This is a genomic window from Halomonas saccharevitans (assembly GCF_900116405.1).
GTDB lineage: Bacteria > Pseudomonadota > Gammaproteobacteria > Pseudomonadales > Halomonadaceae > Halomonas > Halomonas saccharevitans.
Genome location: NZ_FPAQ01000021.1, coordinates 1 through 18,034 on the forward strand (window position 1 = coordinate 1; position 18,034 = coordinate 18,034).

The window sequence follows — 18,034 nt, forward strand, 5'->3', positions numbered from 1 at the left end:
CCATCGCCCGCTGCATGACCAAGGTGCGCAGCTGACTGGCCAACGAGTGGCGGATACGCAGCGGGTGGCGTCGATCGACCAGATTGTCTTCGAGCGCCTCGATCACGCCACTGTTGTCGAGGGTTTCACGCAGCAGGAGAGCGCCGCTGTCGCTGGTGGTGCGGTGGCCGCTCAGCTCGACACGGACAGAGCCGTTGCACGAGGGCGACCAGGTCGTTAGGGTTTCACCCATGGCGAGTGGTCCTCTTGAATCGTGTTCTGGCAGGAACATCTTGATTCTACAAGAGAAAACCACTCGCCATCTTCGTTTTCAGGACGCCCTCATGAATAAGCCGGGGTCTACCCTAGAAAAATCAAGAGAGCCTTCTCCTTGAAATTTTTCATACTGCTCTGGAGCCATATAAGGTCTACTACCATAAGGGCGACGAAGGACCAAATAGGCATTGGCAAGTTCAAAGTCGGCGACAAATGATCTCATTTTTATAGGATGGTCATCACCAACAGCGAAATGCTTCGATATATAGTCCAAAAAAATATTCTCAGGCTTGAGGTCTTGGTGGCATAACAGTCCTTTATTTGCACAATAATTCAAACCATGTATGATCTGAATAGAAATCGACAAGGCCTCAGACTCAGGAACAGGCCCCTCACATATGAAATCCCGCAATGTAATATCACGCTTCCTAGACAACAAAAAAGGAACGCCTGAAATTACATCAACATCAAAAAATCTCTGTACGGTTGGGTGATGGCAAACCACATGAGCATTATTCACTTCATACAATGCTTGTGAAAACAAAGCGTGTCTATCCGCCAAAGACATGGATTCTTCGATTTTAATACCTTTTGCAATCACATAGTTGACGTCGCCGCCCTTGAAGGTATAAATCATCGAATGAGGTGTAGACATTTCACCAATCAAATCACCATTCTTACAAAGCCTGCCTTCAACAATGATTTTTTGAATATCTTCAGGAAGTTCCCACAGCATTTTCATAAACAGTCTCACATAGACATAATGGATAAACTTTTACTTAGCCAGGAATCCAGACCACTCAGCATTCTCCCCAAGATATGTATCTTTATATTAAACATATGGCCATGTAAGCATTATTATCTCCTATCCAGTCATAATTCTGTGATCATGCCGGTACTCACCATTGACTGCAGGTAATCAGCCAGCTTTCTGGGATGCTCACCGCCTCTCAACAGCACGCCGGCCTCCATGTTTCTCTCCATGGCATAGCCGGTCAGATTGGCGCTGGTGATGAAGGCGAGGCGATCGTCGGCCACGGCGACCTTCGCATGGACACTGCCGCCAGTGAACTCTTCAGGCCTCATCTGCCAGGCGTAGAAGCGCGTTCTGGGAAGCACCCCCCTCATCAGAGAGACTGAGTCCAATGAGAGGTTCCCGCCCTTGTCTTCGGACGACTCCAGCAGAATCTTGACGTCGACTCCGCGATCGGCAGCCTCATTGAGCGCCGTGACGATGCGATCAACCTTGTAAGCGACGAAACTAGTAAGGAAGAGGCGCTTTCGGGCCCCTCGGATCACCTCCAACATGACCTGCTCGGTCTGCCGTGTGGCGGTACCAACTGGGGTTGGCCCCGTCCAAACCAGCTCGGGCCTCAGCTCCTGATAGTACTCGACGACACAGGATGCCCCTTCCAGCATTCCGGTAAGGCGAGTAGCAGAGATGTTTTGAGCCGCCGCCTCCCGCAGGAGCCGCCGAAGCAGCTCCTTCGAGTGGTGGTGCGTCACGCGACGCTCCAAAACGACCGCATCGATTTCACCGAGCTCGATCAATGCATCGACGACGCTGCGCAAGGCCCCCTTGGAAACGGCCGTGGCGAACTCGACCACACATCGTTGCAGCCCATTCATCCTTCCCACCTGAAGAAGGCGGCACCGCGTGTCTCCAGCGTGGGCATCAGCAGGGCACGATCCAGATACCTGTTGCCGGCTTCACAGGAGGTCTCGGCAACGAACGAGCACGCATGACAGGATGCACCATGCAGCGACTGGTCCTTGGTGGGGTCGTGCTCCGCACACAGCGGATCGGAGGAACACACCTCGGCCCTGTCAAGTGCCTGGGTTAGCAACCTCTCCAGGTTCTCCGGTTTGCCGAGCTCGACGAGACCACCCAGGGTGCCGTCCGAATCCGCCGCCGCGGTGTAGATCAACACACCGGCCTGGTTCTGATCGCCCTCGACATCGGCATAGATGCGCTCCCGAATGCTTGCGGCATTGTAGCCACACTCCAGCGCCATCTCTCGAATGAGGGCATGGGCTAGAGTGTGGAGCATGGCATAACGAATTCCAGGATAGCCGACTTCTGGGTCCAGCTTCCGTTTCCTACGCCAGCCGCGGTGGGCCGATCGCAGCTTCCTGTCCAGCCCATCAATGACCTCTCGACCGTGCCACTCTTCCAGGTGGTTCAGGTTGAACTCGATGAAGACACCTTCACCATGCACTTCCGTCGCCGGCACCCACTCAGGCGCTCGTGAGGTCAGCGGTGCACGCTTCACCGAGTCTTCGCCCGCCTCTTCTTCCGGGGACTCGATCCGTGTGAAGCCGATCAATGCGTTGACCTCCTTCAGACGCTCAAGGAGGACCACTCGCTTGATCTCATCCCGGAACTGATTCGGGGCGGGGACGACCTTGCTCTTGAAGCTCGGGTAGTCGTTGGGTGGCTCATCGGCCGTGAGCACCTCCCATTCCGGTGTCTTGATGTCACGATCTTGGACCTCGCCCCCCCTGCTCTGGTGCGCCTGAATGGCAACCCATATCTCGCCGACCTCATACGTCTCGATGCCTGGCAGCTGGCCGGACTTCTTGAGGGTCTTGACGACCATCTTGACTTCCAGCTCCGACTCGACATCCTCGAAGAAGGTCCATCCATCCTGAACCAGCTGGCTCAAGGGGGTCGACGACTTGGGCGGAATCGCTAGCACGGAGAGGGTCGCCGGAAACCAGCCATTGGTGGCCCCGAGCAGAACCGTGCGAGCCTCCTGATCACACTCCTCGAACCGCGTGAGATGCGGATGTCGGCCTCGACAGCCCGGCAAGTTCTCCTTGCTCGCCTTGCCGAACGCATGAGCCATGTTGCGAGCGGCTTTACACTCGTCACACTTCACCCACAGGTTCTCCGTCTGCAAGGAGGCCCCGTTCTCATAGAAACGCAGCGATCCCTTGCAGTCGCTCAGACCGCGGTGGACGAACCAGTGCCAAGGAAAGTCGTCCAAGTGTCCCGACTTGCAGGCGATCAGGAAACGCGCCGGGACGGCATCGGCATCGGAAGCTTTCTTCTTGTTGTCCGAGCCTTTGCACCCCTTGTGAACATAGCGCGCCTTCTCGATCCTGAATCGATCCTTCAGTTCGAACAAGCCCGCTTCGACGGGTGAGAGAAGCCCGCATTTCACACATCTGAGCCAGCGCGGAAACGGCTTCACCGGGACACCGATCAGCGCTTCGGCAGAGGTGTTGTCCTTCACCTCCCCCTCGTTGATCGGTGGCATGCGTAAGGACTCGACCTGAGGACCCAATACCCGTCTGACGTTTGCCAAGAGACGTGCCTCATGAACGGCTCGGCACCTGGGCTCGTCCCATTGCTCTGAGGACATCGTGACGACGGACATGTTGGGCAGATCAATCAAGGCCCCAGGGCCATACGACCACAGTAATTGACTGGGGCGGATCTCGCCGATTCGCGTCCTGCTCATGACTCTTCTCCTTCTTCAGCGGATGCCGCAGGCCGCGCCTGCCAGTCTGGCGCATCACGCATCCAGGCGTCGTCCATGACGATGCCCACCCCGGGCTCCACTTCGCGCATCGACATCGGTACCGTCCATTTCGACCATGGATCTACCCCGGGCTTCTTGAGCAACTCAACGGAGGTGTCCGATGACTGCCGCATTTTCTGATACACCAGCGTACGGCCGCCCAAGCTCGCTTCCTTGGCCCAATCATCGGCTCGCGACTTGAGCTGATCCACCGACCACTGGCGCTTCTCCTTGGATTCGGTGACGTTCGCGGCTCTATCCACGATCCGGTCAGAGACGTCTCGCAGCTCGTCTCGATCCGGTCGGTCCAACTCGTCGGCGCCCTCGTTGGCTCCGAACGCGTCATATTCGTTACGAAGTAGGCTGACGAAGGTGCCGGTCAGGCCACGATCCATCGCTCGTGGCGAGAACGGAGTGACCGACTGCGCCTCCACGTGCTGGTAGAAGGTGGCGTGATAATGCTCGTAGGTCTCGTAATGCGACAGATCACGGGGTTTCGACCAGGTGAGCACGCTGGCCACTAGACCTGGGAAGGCACGCCCCACCCGTGAGGTGGCCTGAATGTATTCGGCCGTTCCCTTGGGCTGGCCATTGACGACCATCAGCCCGAGTCGGTTGACGTCGACCCCCACGGAGAGCATGTTCGTCGCCAGCACCACGTCGAGCGCGCGATGATCGCGCTCGCCATAGTCGACAACCCACTTGCCCGCCTGATCATCGTAGCGCCCCTGGAAACCGATCTCCATCTGATCCAGATACTTGGGGATCTGGTCGTTGCGTACTCGTGAAGTGAGCTCCACCACATCGATCTTGCGACGCTGAGCCAACCCCGGACGTTCGACCAGACTCATGGCGACCCGATAACAGCGCGTGTTGACGTCGTCTTCCGCCAGGCGCTTCATGCCGCCAAGCTCGCGGAGTGAGTTGAAGTAGCCCACCAGCGTCATGTAGGGATCCGCGGCCTTGCCGAAATGATCGAACAGGGCCTGGGCCGCGGTCAGGAAGGCCGTGTAGGTACGAATCAGGACTGCGGGGCGAGAACTGCCCGGCGCACAGATGCCCAGATAACGACGCCCGGAGATCTCTTTGGTCGGGCGCTGGACGGAGAAGTAGTTGTCATCGACGTCCAACCCGGAAGGTGGGAAGACGGCGAGTCGCCGCATGAAGACGTTGCGTACCTGATCGGCGGCCTTCCGGACCGTCGCCGTGGAGGCGACGACCTTGGGGCGAATCTTGGTCTCTCCATCACGCCAACTGCAGAGTTCGTCCACGGCCGTCTCGTAGAGACCGACCATGGTCCCCAGCGGCCCACTGATCAGATGGAATTCGTCTTGGATGATCAGATCGGGCGGCCGAATCGCGGGAACGGTTTTCACCTTGGAGGCGGGGTGCATGCCCTGCTTGCGATGGCTGTTTTTGCACGATTCCAGCCCGGGCCAGAGGAGGCCATGACGTTCACACTCCCGGTCGACCCTCCCGAAGAGGGTTCTGACCTCCGGTTTCCAAGCCATCTGCGCAAACTTGTCGACCGTCGCGATCATCATGCTGGGCGGACGATGGTAGATCTCTTCGTCGACCACTTTCACGGGCAGCCCAGGGTGAGAGAGACGTGACGACCGACCTTCGGAGAACTCGCAGTGACCGTAGGGATCGCTGCAGTAGAGGGTCGTGCGCAGCGCCGTCTTGTCGACCTTGATGTTTCGCCGGGGATTGATCTCCGAGCCACACCAGGGACAACCGGTGAGCTGTGCGGGTGATGCCAGGCTCGAAGTGTTGCGGTCGTCGTTGCGCGTCGCCTCTATGGCTTCGTGCGCCTTGGCTGTGGTACCCGGTGTCACCTTGTTGCCGACCCACAGGCCGATCGTGAAGGGCTCCTCCCCCCAGACGACTGGCTCACTGCGGCGCATTACCTCCATGGCGCAGATCAATGCAGTGGCACGCTGGAACTGCTGCAGCGTGAGCAGCCGCAGGGTGTAACGCATGATGACGGTGAGCCCTCGCGAACCATCCAACCCACCCTGCATCCCCATAAGCCGGCGTATCCCCATGGCGAAGGCGGCAACACCCAAATAGGCCTCGGTCTTGCCACCACCGGTGGGAAACCACAACAGGTCGGCATGCGCCTCGACGGGATGGGTCCTGTCCTGGTGGTGTGGATTGGCGAGAGAGGGAATCGAGAGCAACAGGAAGGCGAGCTGGAAGGGACGCCAAGAACGGTTTTTCCGTTCATCAAGGGACTCAGGCGTCACATCGGCACCGCGCCGTTTCTGGAGTGAGTAGATGCTGCGGATCCGTTGATCCGCCATCGCCTGGTTGGCGAAGCGAAAGGCCTTTAGCGCCTTCGGATCATCCACAAGGGTCGACACTCCCTCGCGAAGCCGGGTGAGGATGGAACGGCAATCGCCGAGGATGCTCTTTGCAGCCTCCTCGTGCTCGGTGATCTCGTCTCCGATCCTGTTCTCCTGCTCCCCGATCCAGGCGGCATAGTCCTCGGTCAGGGAGGTCAAAGCCTCTCGCAGATCCTCGACCTCCATCGCCGCCAGCTCTTTCATGTCCAGCCAGCCACGCTTGATCATGTGCCGTTGGGCTGGACGATCCTCTGAAGACAAGCCTGGTGTCTCCGTGACGGGGATCTCATGGTAGGGCATCACCTGAGTGCGTACTTCAGTCGCCAATGTCGGCTTCGACTCGGGAACCGTGGCATGAACCGACACTCCGTGACCAACGGCGAACTCGAGCTTGCGCCGATAGACCAGGGCCAGCCGTTCGCGCTCTTCGTCATCGACGGCGTCACTGCCGGGGCGGCGATGGAAGATCGCCTTGTCGTCGGCCGATCCCACCGCCTCGACGCGAATCTCGGGCTGGAATACCCAGGCGGCATCCTTGTTCTGCTTGGGTTCCTCTTGACCGTTCACCAGGAAGAGCGTGACCAGCCGCTCCCCTTTGGCATTGGTTCGAATCGTCCCTTGGAGACGTATCAGCTCGTCGCTTGGACTGGGAGTCGCTGGAGCAATGGGGCCATCCTCGAGGGGCAGACGGAAGGAGCCGCCACAGGGCACCCGCTTCCACACCTTGATCTTGATCTGCTCTTCTTCCCCGGTCTCCTTGTTCTTCCTTGTGCGGGTGAAATCGTGTTCCTTCCCAGGGAGTTTCTCGTAGCGTCCCCAGGTGGCGGTCACCTCGACGCTGTCGACGTCCGGCGCCACGCAGAACGTCATCCCGATGCTCGAGGGGACCAGCGACTGATTGTCGGTGTTGTCGATCTCGTCAAGGGCATCGTCGTCGGCATCGACTCGCCCGGTGACCTTGTTGAAGTCCTGTCCCGGCTGGTGGAGCGAGGCATCCTGAGGCTCGTCCGGCTCGTCATCCTCATCCATCCCCGCCGCCGGCTCGACCGTGGTGGTATCACCATCCACAGGCTTTCGAGGGGCGAGCTTGCCGACGAGGTAACGGTCCTGGACGCTCATGTCCTTGATCAGCTCATTCGGGCCGCCGGCGGGGCCGAGAAGGTCGTCGACGACCGCCAACTGCAACAGCTCACGGATGTATGCATGGGCATGGGGTTTGTGCTCTGGATGCTCGGGATCGACGAGGGGCACTGCCGCCAGTGAGAACCCCAGCCCCTTCGAGACGGCCTCTGCGAACTTGGTCCATTCGAGGCGACCGATGCTGCCTGCACAAGGCGGCAGACCCAGGTTGGCGAGTGATACTGGCTGCTCGATGGGCTTCACGCGGTCCAGGTAGTACGTCGTGGCATCGGCCTGCCAGCGTGACTTGAGCACACGGCCGACACGTGCGACACGGCCGTCTCGATCGACGATGAGCAGCCAATCGCCATCACGGACTCCCTTGAGGAGCTCCCCACTTGACGTGATTTGCAGCGTGAATGGTGACAGCCTCGGATCGGTGACAGCACCCTGGTCGACGGCCATCCATGCGTTGGGAGTTCGACCTTCCATCTTCTCAGCCATCCTTTCCCCCTCAGTTCCCGAATTCGTTGTTCAACAAAGACTCGACCCTGCTTCTCGAATTGTATCCGTTCTTAATCAGTATCTCGGCGATGTCCCGGCCGGATATGAAGATGATGGGATGCCTGTCCTCACGAACCTCCTCATAGGCCTGCTTCGACACCACCGACGTGGTAACCAGCACACCGAACTGCCTGTGGCGAATGCGCGAAATGAGACGAGCGACGTCTTTCACGCCCACCGTGACGGGTGAACCGCCGCCAACGACGGGGGGACGATAGCACTTCGCTTCCAATGAGAACTCCGCGTGTACCGGATCGGACATCAAGCCCAGCGAGTAACGGCCCACGGCATCACGCCCACCATCCATCACGCCACGGGTGATCTCGTCGATGACGACACGCGTGTCGGTCATCTGATAGATACGAGCGGCGAATGCCTCGAAGGCGTGCGGGATGGCTGTGAAGTGGCCCCAGACGGCTTGGAGGATGTCCGCCTTGAGCTTTGTGTCGACCGTCTGCTGGGCAACTGATCGGACCGTCGTCGTGGGCTCGGCGGAGAGGGGCAGATAGTGACCCTTCGTCAGCCACTCCCGCCACGCATGTGGTGCATGCTCCGTCAACGAGTCGCCGGTTGCGAGGTCGTCGAGCCAACGACGCTTCACCACCGGCACGTCGAGGATGGTGAAGTGGGCACGGTAGTTCTGGAACCGCTGCCCCTCGGCCGACTTCCAAACACCCAAGAGATCCTCGGTGGCGGACAAGCCAGGAAAGCCCGGCACGGCCAAGCCCCGGAACTGCACGGAACGGGCTCCCTGCTCGGTGGGGTGCTTGCGAAACACGAAGAACGGAGGCACGCCAACGCGTGGAGCCTGGTCGCCGTGTACGCGGTCGAAGGCATGCCTCAGCAGCGCATTTCCGCCCTTTCGGGTGTCGTGCAGCTCGTGCCCAGGCCGCTTGTTGTCACCGTAATAGGTGAAGAGGCCCGTGCTCGTGTCAAGGGTGTCGGGCCAGTCAGGATCATGTTCCGTGGTGTACAGAACGACCCAGTTCTTGGTTGAGCCGCGACCCGCCATCCGGAAACCACCCATGTTCCCCGTACTAGGGGGCAGCTTGTTGATCGGCTCGCCCGCAAGCTGGCCGTCGCGGGTACTTTCGTACACGGCATCCACGATCAAGTCGCAACCCAACAGATCGCCATGGATAACTATTCGACTCATGAGTCGTGTCTCACGGCACGGTAACGAGCACCACGGCGTTCACCCTGACGCTCAATGAGGCCCCGATCTATGAGATCCCGAATCGCCGGAGACCAGTGGCTGTCGGCAAGGCCGGTGGCAGCAAGAATATCCGACTTGGCATACGAGCCTTCACGTGAATGGAGAAAGTCAAGAACCTTTTCGGAAGGAGCCAAGTCCACCTTGGTGGAAACCGGCCCTGACTCAAAATCAAGTTGAGGTTGATCCCTTTCCTCACTGGAGGCATATCGAGCACGTGAGGAACGGGACGAAGATTTTCTTTCTCCACTGCCAAGCAAGCCTTGGGCGACCTCTTCCTCGTAACGCTGACGGTTGAGTTCGGAAAGACGTCGAAGCACTTCAATACGCGCATTCTCGCTTATGGTGAAGCGGACTCGATCGCTTTCAGGAAGATATTCCACCTCGTGAAAACCATGATCAAGATTGAGGTCACTCCATCCGTAGGCGTGTGCGACGGCAGTATCCATTTTGCAGCGCAATGTGCGCAACTTTTCTATATGCAGATTCGCCTCACCTGTATTATGAAACAGGTTATATAGCTGAGTTGGGCCGACAGATAGAGCATCAAATGCCGTTTGTCGAAATTCACAGTATTCCTTACCAGCTTCGTCAAGCGCCCCCCCGCTTTCATACTCTGGGAATGGAAATGTTGACAATGCCTTTGAAGTAGAATAGGCGATACTCCCAGCACCTCGTGACCCAGACCTCCACCGAGCCCAGATATCATGTATAGTTGACTGAAGAATAGCAAACACCGCATCTTCATCAGAAAAAACAACTTTTGTTTTTTGATTAAATATTGCGTGGCCTGAGTAGAAACGAAACACAAGATACTTTGAATTGCTCGCTGTAACCAGATACCTCGCCATTCTTGACTGAGCAGCTCGTAGCCCAGGTCGCATATCCCAATATTTCCAGAAGCAGTCCTGATGAATTTGGCCTTCTTGTGCCTCTCTGAAAGGCTTTACAAACTCCTCAATTCTAGAGAATGCCGCACGCCATCTACGCGACTCTTCTTCACTTCTATCTTCAAAATCAATGGCCCAACGAAAGGGGAATAAATAGACTGAATCGGAGATGTCGTCACCACCAAAATACGGAAAAATAATATCCGACACCGACGGATCGCTTTGCACAAGAGATTCACGCTCTTGTGCCGACAACACAAACTCCTCCCCCATTAGCTTATAACCATCAGACCTCTCTCCTCTGAAGCATTTTAAATCATATATATCCACATCAACATTAGAGTCCAGCCCGCCAGAAATAAATGGAACAATTTTCTTATCTAGAAAGCGATCGCCATTCCATATTCCTTTTTGCAAAACAATGATGCTGACATCTAAAGCTGCGGACCCTGGCCAAGGCATTTGCGAAATCGCCCAAAAAATACTTGAATCTTTCCGCAACAGGTAATCCAAGCCTACAGCCCGATTTCCTGTATCTTTTATTGTTGCAGTCACCACTTTTCCGACAACCCCTTTACTAGCCAATATCGAAAAAGCTCTCAGCAAGAAAAATACGCACAAATCAGGCGAACCCCTCCTGCCTTCCCGAATGGAATCCAGATAGGTATAGTATGAGCGCCCAAAACTTCCTGTTATCAATCGGCCACCAATGTATGGCGGGTTTGCCACTATGGCATCAAAGCCTCTACGCTCTCCGACAAACACCTCTGGAAACTCTAAAGGCCAATGAAAAGGTTGGTGAGTTCCTTTTTTTACGTTAGAAAAACCATCACGGAGTGTAGCAACCGATATTTGCTGAATTGATGACACCGCATCACGGTCACCGTCAACAGCCTGCCCGGCCTGAATGGACAGCGACGCCAAGGCTCTTTCCAGAGCAGCGCCCTTGCTACCTAACGCGAAAATCTCCCCTATAAAAGCATCCGCGATCAGCTCCGGCACTTCAAGCTTACGCCTCGCATCCGCATCCAGATACGACATGGACTCAACGTCCCAGATATCACGAATCGGCATAGCGCGCAGCTGTTGACGCAATTCGATTGCCGCGTAAACCGCTCGCTCAATATTTTTCCCGAAAAGCTGTTGCTGCCCCTTCCCTGTAGGTTGCATAGAAAGTTCGGTAAGCTGATCCAACCGATGAATTCCCAACAAGCTGTCGCCACAGCGCAGGTTGTGATCCAAAAAGCCGAAAGGACGCCCTTCGGCCAAAGTGACCAACCAGATTGACAGTTTGGCGAGCTCCACCGCCAGCGGGTTCATGTCCACACCGTAGAGGCAGCGTTCGGCGACGAGCCGACGCGCGATCACCGTGCGTTCCTCGGCATCCCGTGGCAGCAGCTCACTCTCTTCGGCGCTCTTCAACACCTCACCGTCGTCGCTGACGAGCCCGCCCGAGGCTTCGGCCTGACTCCAGGCTTCGGTGAGCCGTTCACCCAGCCAGCGGCAGGCCTGGACAAGGAAGGCCCCAGAACCCATCGCTGGATCGCAGACCTTCAGGTCCAGTAGCTCTGCCGGGGATTTCAGTTTCCACTCTTCCTTCGGCTGCCCCTCCGCCGGGCCGAGGTAGGCAACTGGGGTCAGCGTCTCGTGGACGATCTTTTCAGTGAGGCTCTTGGGCGTGTAGTGCGTCCCGGTCTCGCGACGGTCATTGCCCATCACAACCGCATAGGCACCAGGGTGGTAGAGCCTGGGGTGGTCCCAGGGGTCCAGTGCCATCAGGTGTACGTAGGGCTCAACCCGATCATGTAGATCCACGTCTCCTCGACAGGCCGTCAGCAGCGCGGCGGACAGACGGTCATCCCGGGAACGTTGCAGATCAGTTCTCAATGCCGCAACACTACGTCCCGTCCTCTCTCTGAGAAGCTCGATCAAAGCCTCCTGGCCGTCCAGCCCGGCCTCGGCAAGCTCTCGCAACGTCACCTTCGGCGACTTGGCCTGGGCGGAGGCCCGCAGCTCGACCGTGACCTCATCGATTTGTCTGACGGTGCGCTCCAGTAGGCCCTCGTAGACGTGGCCTATCTGCTCGACGTCCAGAGCGCGATAGGAGAGCGTGCGCCCTTCGTAAATCTGGATCGCATCGAGCATGCGCAGTACGGTGCGATCGTCGATACGCAGCGGATCCGCTGCGTCTGTGAGCCAACTGGAGCCTTTGGCTCGCCCCTCCAGGAAGGGATAGCGGTCGGGATCGAAGAGTGACCCACCCATGGCGGGCAACCGCAGATCCGAGTGCTCGATGCCACCGTAGATGGCCCGGAACAGTGCCAGCAGCCTTGACCAACCGGCGTGTCGCCGCTCCAGGAGTTCGTGGGCATTGGACGACACCCGGCGGAGGCGCTGCCGGAAGGTCGACAACGCATAGTGGTTGTCGTAGGTGGTGTTGCCAAGCAGGAGAAGCCCCCGCTCCTCCGCCGAGAGGATGAAGACGAGCCGCATCATGACGGTGAGGCCGCCTTCGTAGAGCTCCTGCGGCGTCACGCCTTCGAGCAGCTTCCCGTTGGAATCCTGGTAGGCCTTGTCGATGGCTTGGATCAACACCTCGATCGCCGTGCGCACCTGGTCGCCCAGGGCCTCGGTGACCTCGTCCTGATGCTTCTCGGACTTGGCAAAGAGGCTGGGCAATTGCGCTTCCTCGGGACCGTAGAAACGAGGTACGGCCAGGAGCGAGGCGAAGGCACGCAGGGTCTCGGGCTCCTGACTCCAGAGGCGCGCGTACCAGCTCACGAAGCTCGTCACCTGGCCGGCCGGTGCATGGACGAGCATCCAACGCTCGCCGTTGGTGACCAGGCCGGTGGGGCAGCCGATGCCACGGAGATAGTGCACCATGCGTTCGGCCGGGGAAGCCGCCCAGCCATCTCGATGGACGACCTCGTCGAGCGGCGAATTGGGGGGCTGGACGAACATCGGCAGAAGAGGCTTGTCAGTGGCGTTCACATTCACGAGCACGACGTCCGGCGTGAAAGTCAGGCCATGCTCGGACAGCAACACGTGCAGGACGTCACCGATCTGGTCTCCGCGGCGAAGGTCTTGGTCACCCATCTGCAGCGCCGTCGCCAGCACCTCGTCCACCCAGGCTCGGTGGAGTTCGTTCAGGCTCGGATCGTCGACGTCGACGGCCTCTCGCCATTCGTCATAGGCCTGTCGGATCCTAGAACTGACGTATTTGTTAAGCCCTTCAAGCGACTGACCGGAGAACGCCTCGTCCAGCACCGGGATGCTCAGGAAGGGGCCGGACACCTCGATCAGGTTAAGCCAATCGTGACGTTCGCTCATGCCTCGACCTCCTTGGCGAGTGACTCGGGGACTAGGAAAACGACGGCGACGGGGAAGGTGTGATCCTTGGGGGCAGAGTGATGACGTTCGATGGCACCGACTTCGTCTTCCAACTCGGAGGGCAGGCGATTGAGACGAGCCTCCAGCGCTGCACGGTCCACCTGCAGCTGGTGTTTTTCGGCATCGCTGAAGATGTCCAACTGCTCCGGCTCCCCGTTCCCGTACAGCTCCTTCTCGAGCACCTGGCGAAGCTCGTCCAACACCTGCTGGATGTCGTCGATCTCACGACGCTTGCGACTCTCCAGGGTGTTGGTCAGGTACTGCAGACGATCACGGGAGCGTGCCTCCACGGTCGCCATCACAGCGTCTCGCTGTTGCTCAAAGCGCTCCCTGAGGGCCTGAAAGTGATCCTCCGACACCCTTGCCGGGCGGGCTTCCTCCAGCCAGGTGCGGATGGTCGTGACCCGGTCCTCGCGTTTGAAGCCATTCGACCTCAGGTAACCCCCCGCCTCGGTCAGCTCCTCGTGCAGGCGATGGTGCTGCCCCCCGGTGATCACCAGCCGTGACACCACGGCCATCGCGGGGGATTCCAACCGATCGTCGGGCAGTGTTCTCACAGCGACTCTGTGCACACGTCTTGAGCCACCACGATCCCAGACCTGTCGACGAAGAAGTCGCAACGACAGTTGCACCAGCGGATGATTGAGGTGCACCAGAACCACGTCGTCACGCCCCTTGGCGACGTCATGGTCGAAGGTGATCGGACGCGGTTTCTTGGTGAAAGGGTGAAGCAGGCCTTCCAATCCCTGCGCCCAGCTACCCGAAAGTCGAGGAAGCCTGAACACCTTGCCCTCCGGTACGCATTCGAGAGACGTCGGCTCCAGATCGGGCTTCTCGGCGATGCGAAGGGCCGTGCGTACCGCTCTCTCGATGTGCTCGGCATCGAAGTGTTGCTCCCGACGAGTCTCTTCTATGCGCTCGCGTAGCTTGGCGACCCGCTCGCGAAGATCCCGATCCGATTTGATCAGGTGACGACTCTTGTTGGCGCGGACCTCGGCCTCCTGGGTGTCGAGCTCGCGAACCCGCCCCTCGAGGAGAGCCGGCAGCTGTGGAGCGATGACGGGATTCACACTGCCCATGTCGGCACGCATGGTGTCCAACTTGTTGAGGGCCCGTAGGATGTCCGCTCCCTCATTGCCGTTGGCATCGATGGGGTGCCAGATGCGGACCTCGTCGGCTCTCTGGCCATGGCGGTCGATGCGCCCGTTGCGCTGCTCCATGACGTTGGGGTTGTAGGGGATCTCGACGTGGATCATCAAGCTGCAGTGGTTCTGCAGGTCGATACCCTCGGATGCGGCGTCCGTGGCCAGAAGGATCCTCAGTGGTGACTCGCTGGGGTGCGCCTGAAACGCGGCCTTGATCTTTTCGCGCTCCTCGGTGTCCATGCCACCGTAGATGAGCTCCATGCGCTCGGCGCCGAAGTCGTGACCCGAGAGGACCTGCTGGAGCCAGCGCTGGGTGTCGCGATATTCTGTGAATAGGATGACCCGCTCATCCGACCAGGCGCCGTCGCGTCGTATGTGACTCTCGAGCCAGTCGATGATGGCCGTCGCCTTGCTGTCCGTGCGGTGGGCGTTGCTCTGGGCCCACTGCATGAGCTCGCGAAGGATCTCGCGCTCCTCGTCATCGAGGGGGCGGCTTCGACGATCGACCTCGATCAGGGCTTCCGCTTCGGCGGCGTCACGCTGTCCATCATCGGCGTAATCCTCCTCGGTGCGGGCGATCGCCCGACGTAGGATGCCGGCGTCCAGCCTGTTCGCGCGCTCTTCGCCGGAGCCACCACGCCCCTCCATGGTGTCGACGTGCTTGGCGAGCGTGGAGGCGAAGGCGTCGGTGGACGAGGCGAGACGCTTCTTCAGGAGCTGGTGAACGAAGTGCTGCGCGGAGCGATCCCCCGCCTCGCCAGATTCACGGCTGGCGATGTACCGGTCCAGCAGTTCCCTAACGCGCTGCTCGTCGGGGGTGTAATGGACCTCCAGTGCCTCGAGACGCCGACGAGCGTAGACGGGACGCCCATCGGGGTGGACGAGCTCCGACTTCAGGCGGCGCACCATGACGCTGGCAAGTCGTGACTCGTCCGGCTCCACGTTGCGGGCGAAGCGCTGGTCGTCCAGCAGTTCGAGAAGTGCCGTGAACGACTCGGTGAAGCCGTTGTGCGGTGTCGCCGTCAGGAACAGCTTGTGCTGGAAGTGAGGAGTGAGCATGCGCACGAGTCGTGTGCGCAGGCTGTCTACGGCATAGTGCTTGACCGTGGGAGCCACATTGTGGGCTTCGTCAACGACGAGAAGGTCGAAGCGGCGCGGGAAGCTGGTGTGTACCGGCAGGGCATCACGAAGGTGCCGCAGCCCCTCCCCCTGCTTGGCCCAGTCCATGGAGGCGATGAGGCGTGGGAAAGAAGTCCAGGGGTTGGCGTGCAGCCCCTGCTCTCGACGCAGCCTCTTTAAGTAGGGGGTGTCGACTATGCGGAACTCGAGGCCGAACTTCTCCTGCATCTCCTGGCGCCACTTTTCCTGAAGCGACGCCGGGCAGAGGACCAACACGGTCCTGGCGCGGTGGCGAAGGAGCAGTTCCTGGATGACGAGGCCGGCCTCGATGGTCTTGCCGAGGCCCACGTCGTCGGCGATGAGCAGATTGACGCGTGCCATGTCGATGGCCCGCACCAGGGGATCGAGCTGGAAGTCCTCAATGCTGACGCCGCTTCGGAACGGCGCCTGCAGATAGCCCCGGTCGGCATTGGTGGCGGCACCCCAACGCACTGCATCCAGGAAGGCCTCGAGTGTGTCGGCGTCGTCCAGCCCGGTAATCGTCGGCAAGCCAGCGCGCTCGATGATATGTGCCCCGGGCTCGATCTCCCAGATGACCTGGAGCTCGTCCCCCAAGGCGTCGTCCTCGATGGACGAAAGCAGCACAAGATGCTGAGCTCTTCGCTTCCCTGCAATGTCGGAGGGGACGACGTCCGCCACCACCCATTGCCTACGCCTGACCTCCACCAGCTGGCCCGGTTCGGGGACGCCCGCTACCCTTTCGACTTCCCTTGTCGCTTCCGTCACTTCCGACATACGAGCTCTCCTCGGTGTCGGGCGCCTGCCCTTGGCGCTGGGCAGCATCGCCCCTCAGTTCATCCAATGCGTGTTCTATTCGATCTGCCGCCTCTGGGGGCGGCTCGTGTTCCCAGACTCTCACCACCGTCCAACCTGCCTCGGACAAGCGACTGTTCGTGTCGCAATCGCGTCGACGGTTGGTCTCGATCTTGTCCCGCCAGAATTCGGCGTTGTTCTTGGGCCAGGTCCCATGCAACGGGCACCCATGCCAGAAACAGCCGTCGACGAAGACGGCGAGCCGCTGGCGGGTGAAAACGATATCCGCCACCCGTCTCGGCTTCGAAATCACCTTGTACCCTACGCGATAGCGCAGCCCTCGCCGGTGCAGCTCGCGGCGCAAGAGCATCTCCGCCGAAGTGACCTTCTGACGGGTGCGCCGTAGACGACTGCTGACGTCAGGAGACGAGGGCTTCGGCTTGCTGGGCTTCACGATCACCTGGTGCCGTTGGATGTGACTCACCGACGGTCTCGAGATGAGCCCAGATGCTATTGGCGACGGCTCGTCCGAGCTCGACTGGCACTGCGTTGCCAATCAGTCTGGCCAATACCGAGAAACTGACGTCCTCGTGGCTACCCGCAAACTTGTAGGTCTCCGGGAAGCTTTGCAGGATCGCGGCTTCTCGCAGCGAGATGGCACGGTCCTGGGAGGGATGCCCAAATCGGCCGTTGCCATAACCGTGGCACTGCGTGGTCATGGTCGGTGATGGTTTCTCCCACTCCATTCGGCCGTATACGCTCGGATATGTGGATCCGCTCTTGGACCGGTGGCAGGCTGCCACCAAGTGCTCAGGCCAATCCTTCCAGCTGCCACCCGGCTTGGAAGCACGGATTCGCTGCAGGTTGATGTCGGTGAGCCGGGATGCCGTGTGCAGGGGGTCTTCCGGCCAAACGCCTCCTGCCTTGATTTCTGGTAGGTGGCCGATGGCTTCTTGAACGGTTTTGGCCTCGGCAGTCGTGGGAGGGATCAGACGTATTTTTCCACGTTTGGATGCGAGCAGGACGAGGCGACGACGTGTCTGAGGAACGCCGTACTTCGAGCAGTCGACGATGGCGTGGTCCGTCCAGTACCCCAGGCGCTTCAGCTCCTCGACGAAGTCCAGGAACACCTCGTTCTTCGCCAGGCTCGGAACGTTCTCCATGGTCACCAGGTCCGGCTGTGTCGCTTCGGCCAAGCGCGAGAACTCGTACAACAGGCCCCACTTGTGGTCACGCTTGATGTCGTAGCGCTGAGCATAGGTGGAGAAAGGCTGACAGGGGGCACAGCCGGCCAGCAGCCGGATGCCACTGTCGCCGAACAACGCTTCCAGGTCCTCTCCCGTCATCTCACGCACATCTCTCTTGATGAAGCGAGCCCCCCGATTGTTCGCTTCGAAGGGGTAACGACAGGCGGGGTCTACATCCACCCCTGCGGTAACTCGGATGTCTTCGAGAACGAGGCCGTGGGTCAACCCACCGGCACCACAGAACAGGTCAACACAAGTCACATCAGTCATGGCTGAATCCTTTCACACATAAAAATCAAGAAGTTAAAGAATAAACGAGTGACTCTACATACTTCACCATGACTTGGATTGATGTACATGCTCCATCATACTAGCCTCGGAACCCTTTAATATAGGAGCCGAGT

10 protein-coding genes are annotated in these 18,034 nt (G+C 59.2%); all 10 read right to left on the bottom strand.

Annotated features, from left to right (window positions below; all coding sequences use genetic code 11):
* Positions 1-271, bottom strand: a 271-nt coding sequence (locus tag BM388_RS10730; protein WP_175535075.1) for a transposase, incomplete at its 3' end; no start/stop codon positions are given.
* Between the two features lie 39 nt (positions 272-310).
* Positions 311-997 carry a protein kinase domain-containing protein gene (locus tag BM388_RS10735; RefSeq protein ID WP_089849987.1) on the bottom strand — a complete coding sequence of 229 codons (687 nt, stop codon included), beginning with the start codon at positions 995-997 and terminating at the stop codon, positions 311-313.
* 131 nt (positions 998-1,128) lie between these two features.
* Entirely contained in the window at positions 1,129-1,884 is a 756-nt protein-coding gene (drmC, locus tag BM388_RS10740; RefSeq protein WP_089849989.1) for a DISARM system phospholipase D-like protein DrmC, read from the bottom strand.
* On the bottom strand, positions 1,881-3,722 hold the full coding sequence (gene drmB / locus BM388_RS10745; RefSeq protein WP_089849991.1) for a DUF1998 domain-containing protein: 1,842 nt from the start codon (positions 3,720-3,722) through the stop codon (positions 1,881-1,883). Before drmB ends, drmC begins: the two co-directional genes overlap by 4 nt.
* A complete protein-coding gene (gene drmA, locus BM388_RS10750; RefSeq protein WP_089849993.1) occupies positions 3,719-7,753 on the bottom strand; it encodes a DISARM system helicase DrmA in 4,035 nt (1,344 codons plus the stop codon). The genes drmB and drmA overlap by 4 nt, the downstream gene beginning before the upstream one ends.
* A 10-nt stretch (positions 7,754-7,763) precedes the next feature.
* The gene (locus BM388_RS10755; protein ID WP_245781529.1) at positions 7,764-8,921 is read right to left on the bottom strand and encodes a restriction endonuclease; all 1,158 of its coding nucleotides are present in this window, start codon (positions 8,919-8,921) and stop codon (positions 7,764-7,766) included.
* Between the two features lie 44 nt (positions 8,922-8,965).
* Complete coding sequence (locus BM388_RS10760; protein ID WP_089849997.1) at positions 8,966-13,246, bottom strand: Eco57I restriction-modification methylase domain-containing protein; 4,281 nt, start codon at positions 13,244-13,246, stop codon at positions 8,966-8,968.
* On the bottom strand, positions 13,243-16,365 hold the full coding sequence (gene drmD, locus BM388_RS10765; RefSeq protein WP_089850000.1) for a DISARM system SNF2-like helicase DrmD: 3,123 nt from the start codon (positions 16,363-16,365) through the stop codon (positions 13,243-13,245). The genes BM388_RS10760 and drmD overlap by 4 nt, the downstream gene beginning before the upstream one ends.
* Positions 16,280-16,867 carry a very short patch repair endonuclease gene (locus BM388_RS10770; RefSeq protein WP_342714244.1) on the bottom strand — a complete coding sequence of 196 codons (588 nt, stop codon included), beginning with the start codon at positions 16,865-16,867 and terminating at the stop codon, positions 16,280-16,282. Before BM388_RS10770 ends, drmD begins: the two co-directional genes overlap by 86 nt.
* A complete protein-coding gene (locus tag BM388_RS10775; RefSeq protein ID WP_089850002.1) occupies positions 16,803-17,900 on the bottom strand; it encodes a DNA cytosine methyltransferase in 1,098 nt (365 codons plus the stop codon). The genes BM388_RS10770 and BM388_RS10775 overlap by 65 nt, the downstream gene beginning before the upstream one ends.
* Positions 17,901-18,034: the final 134 nt, after the last annotated feature.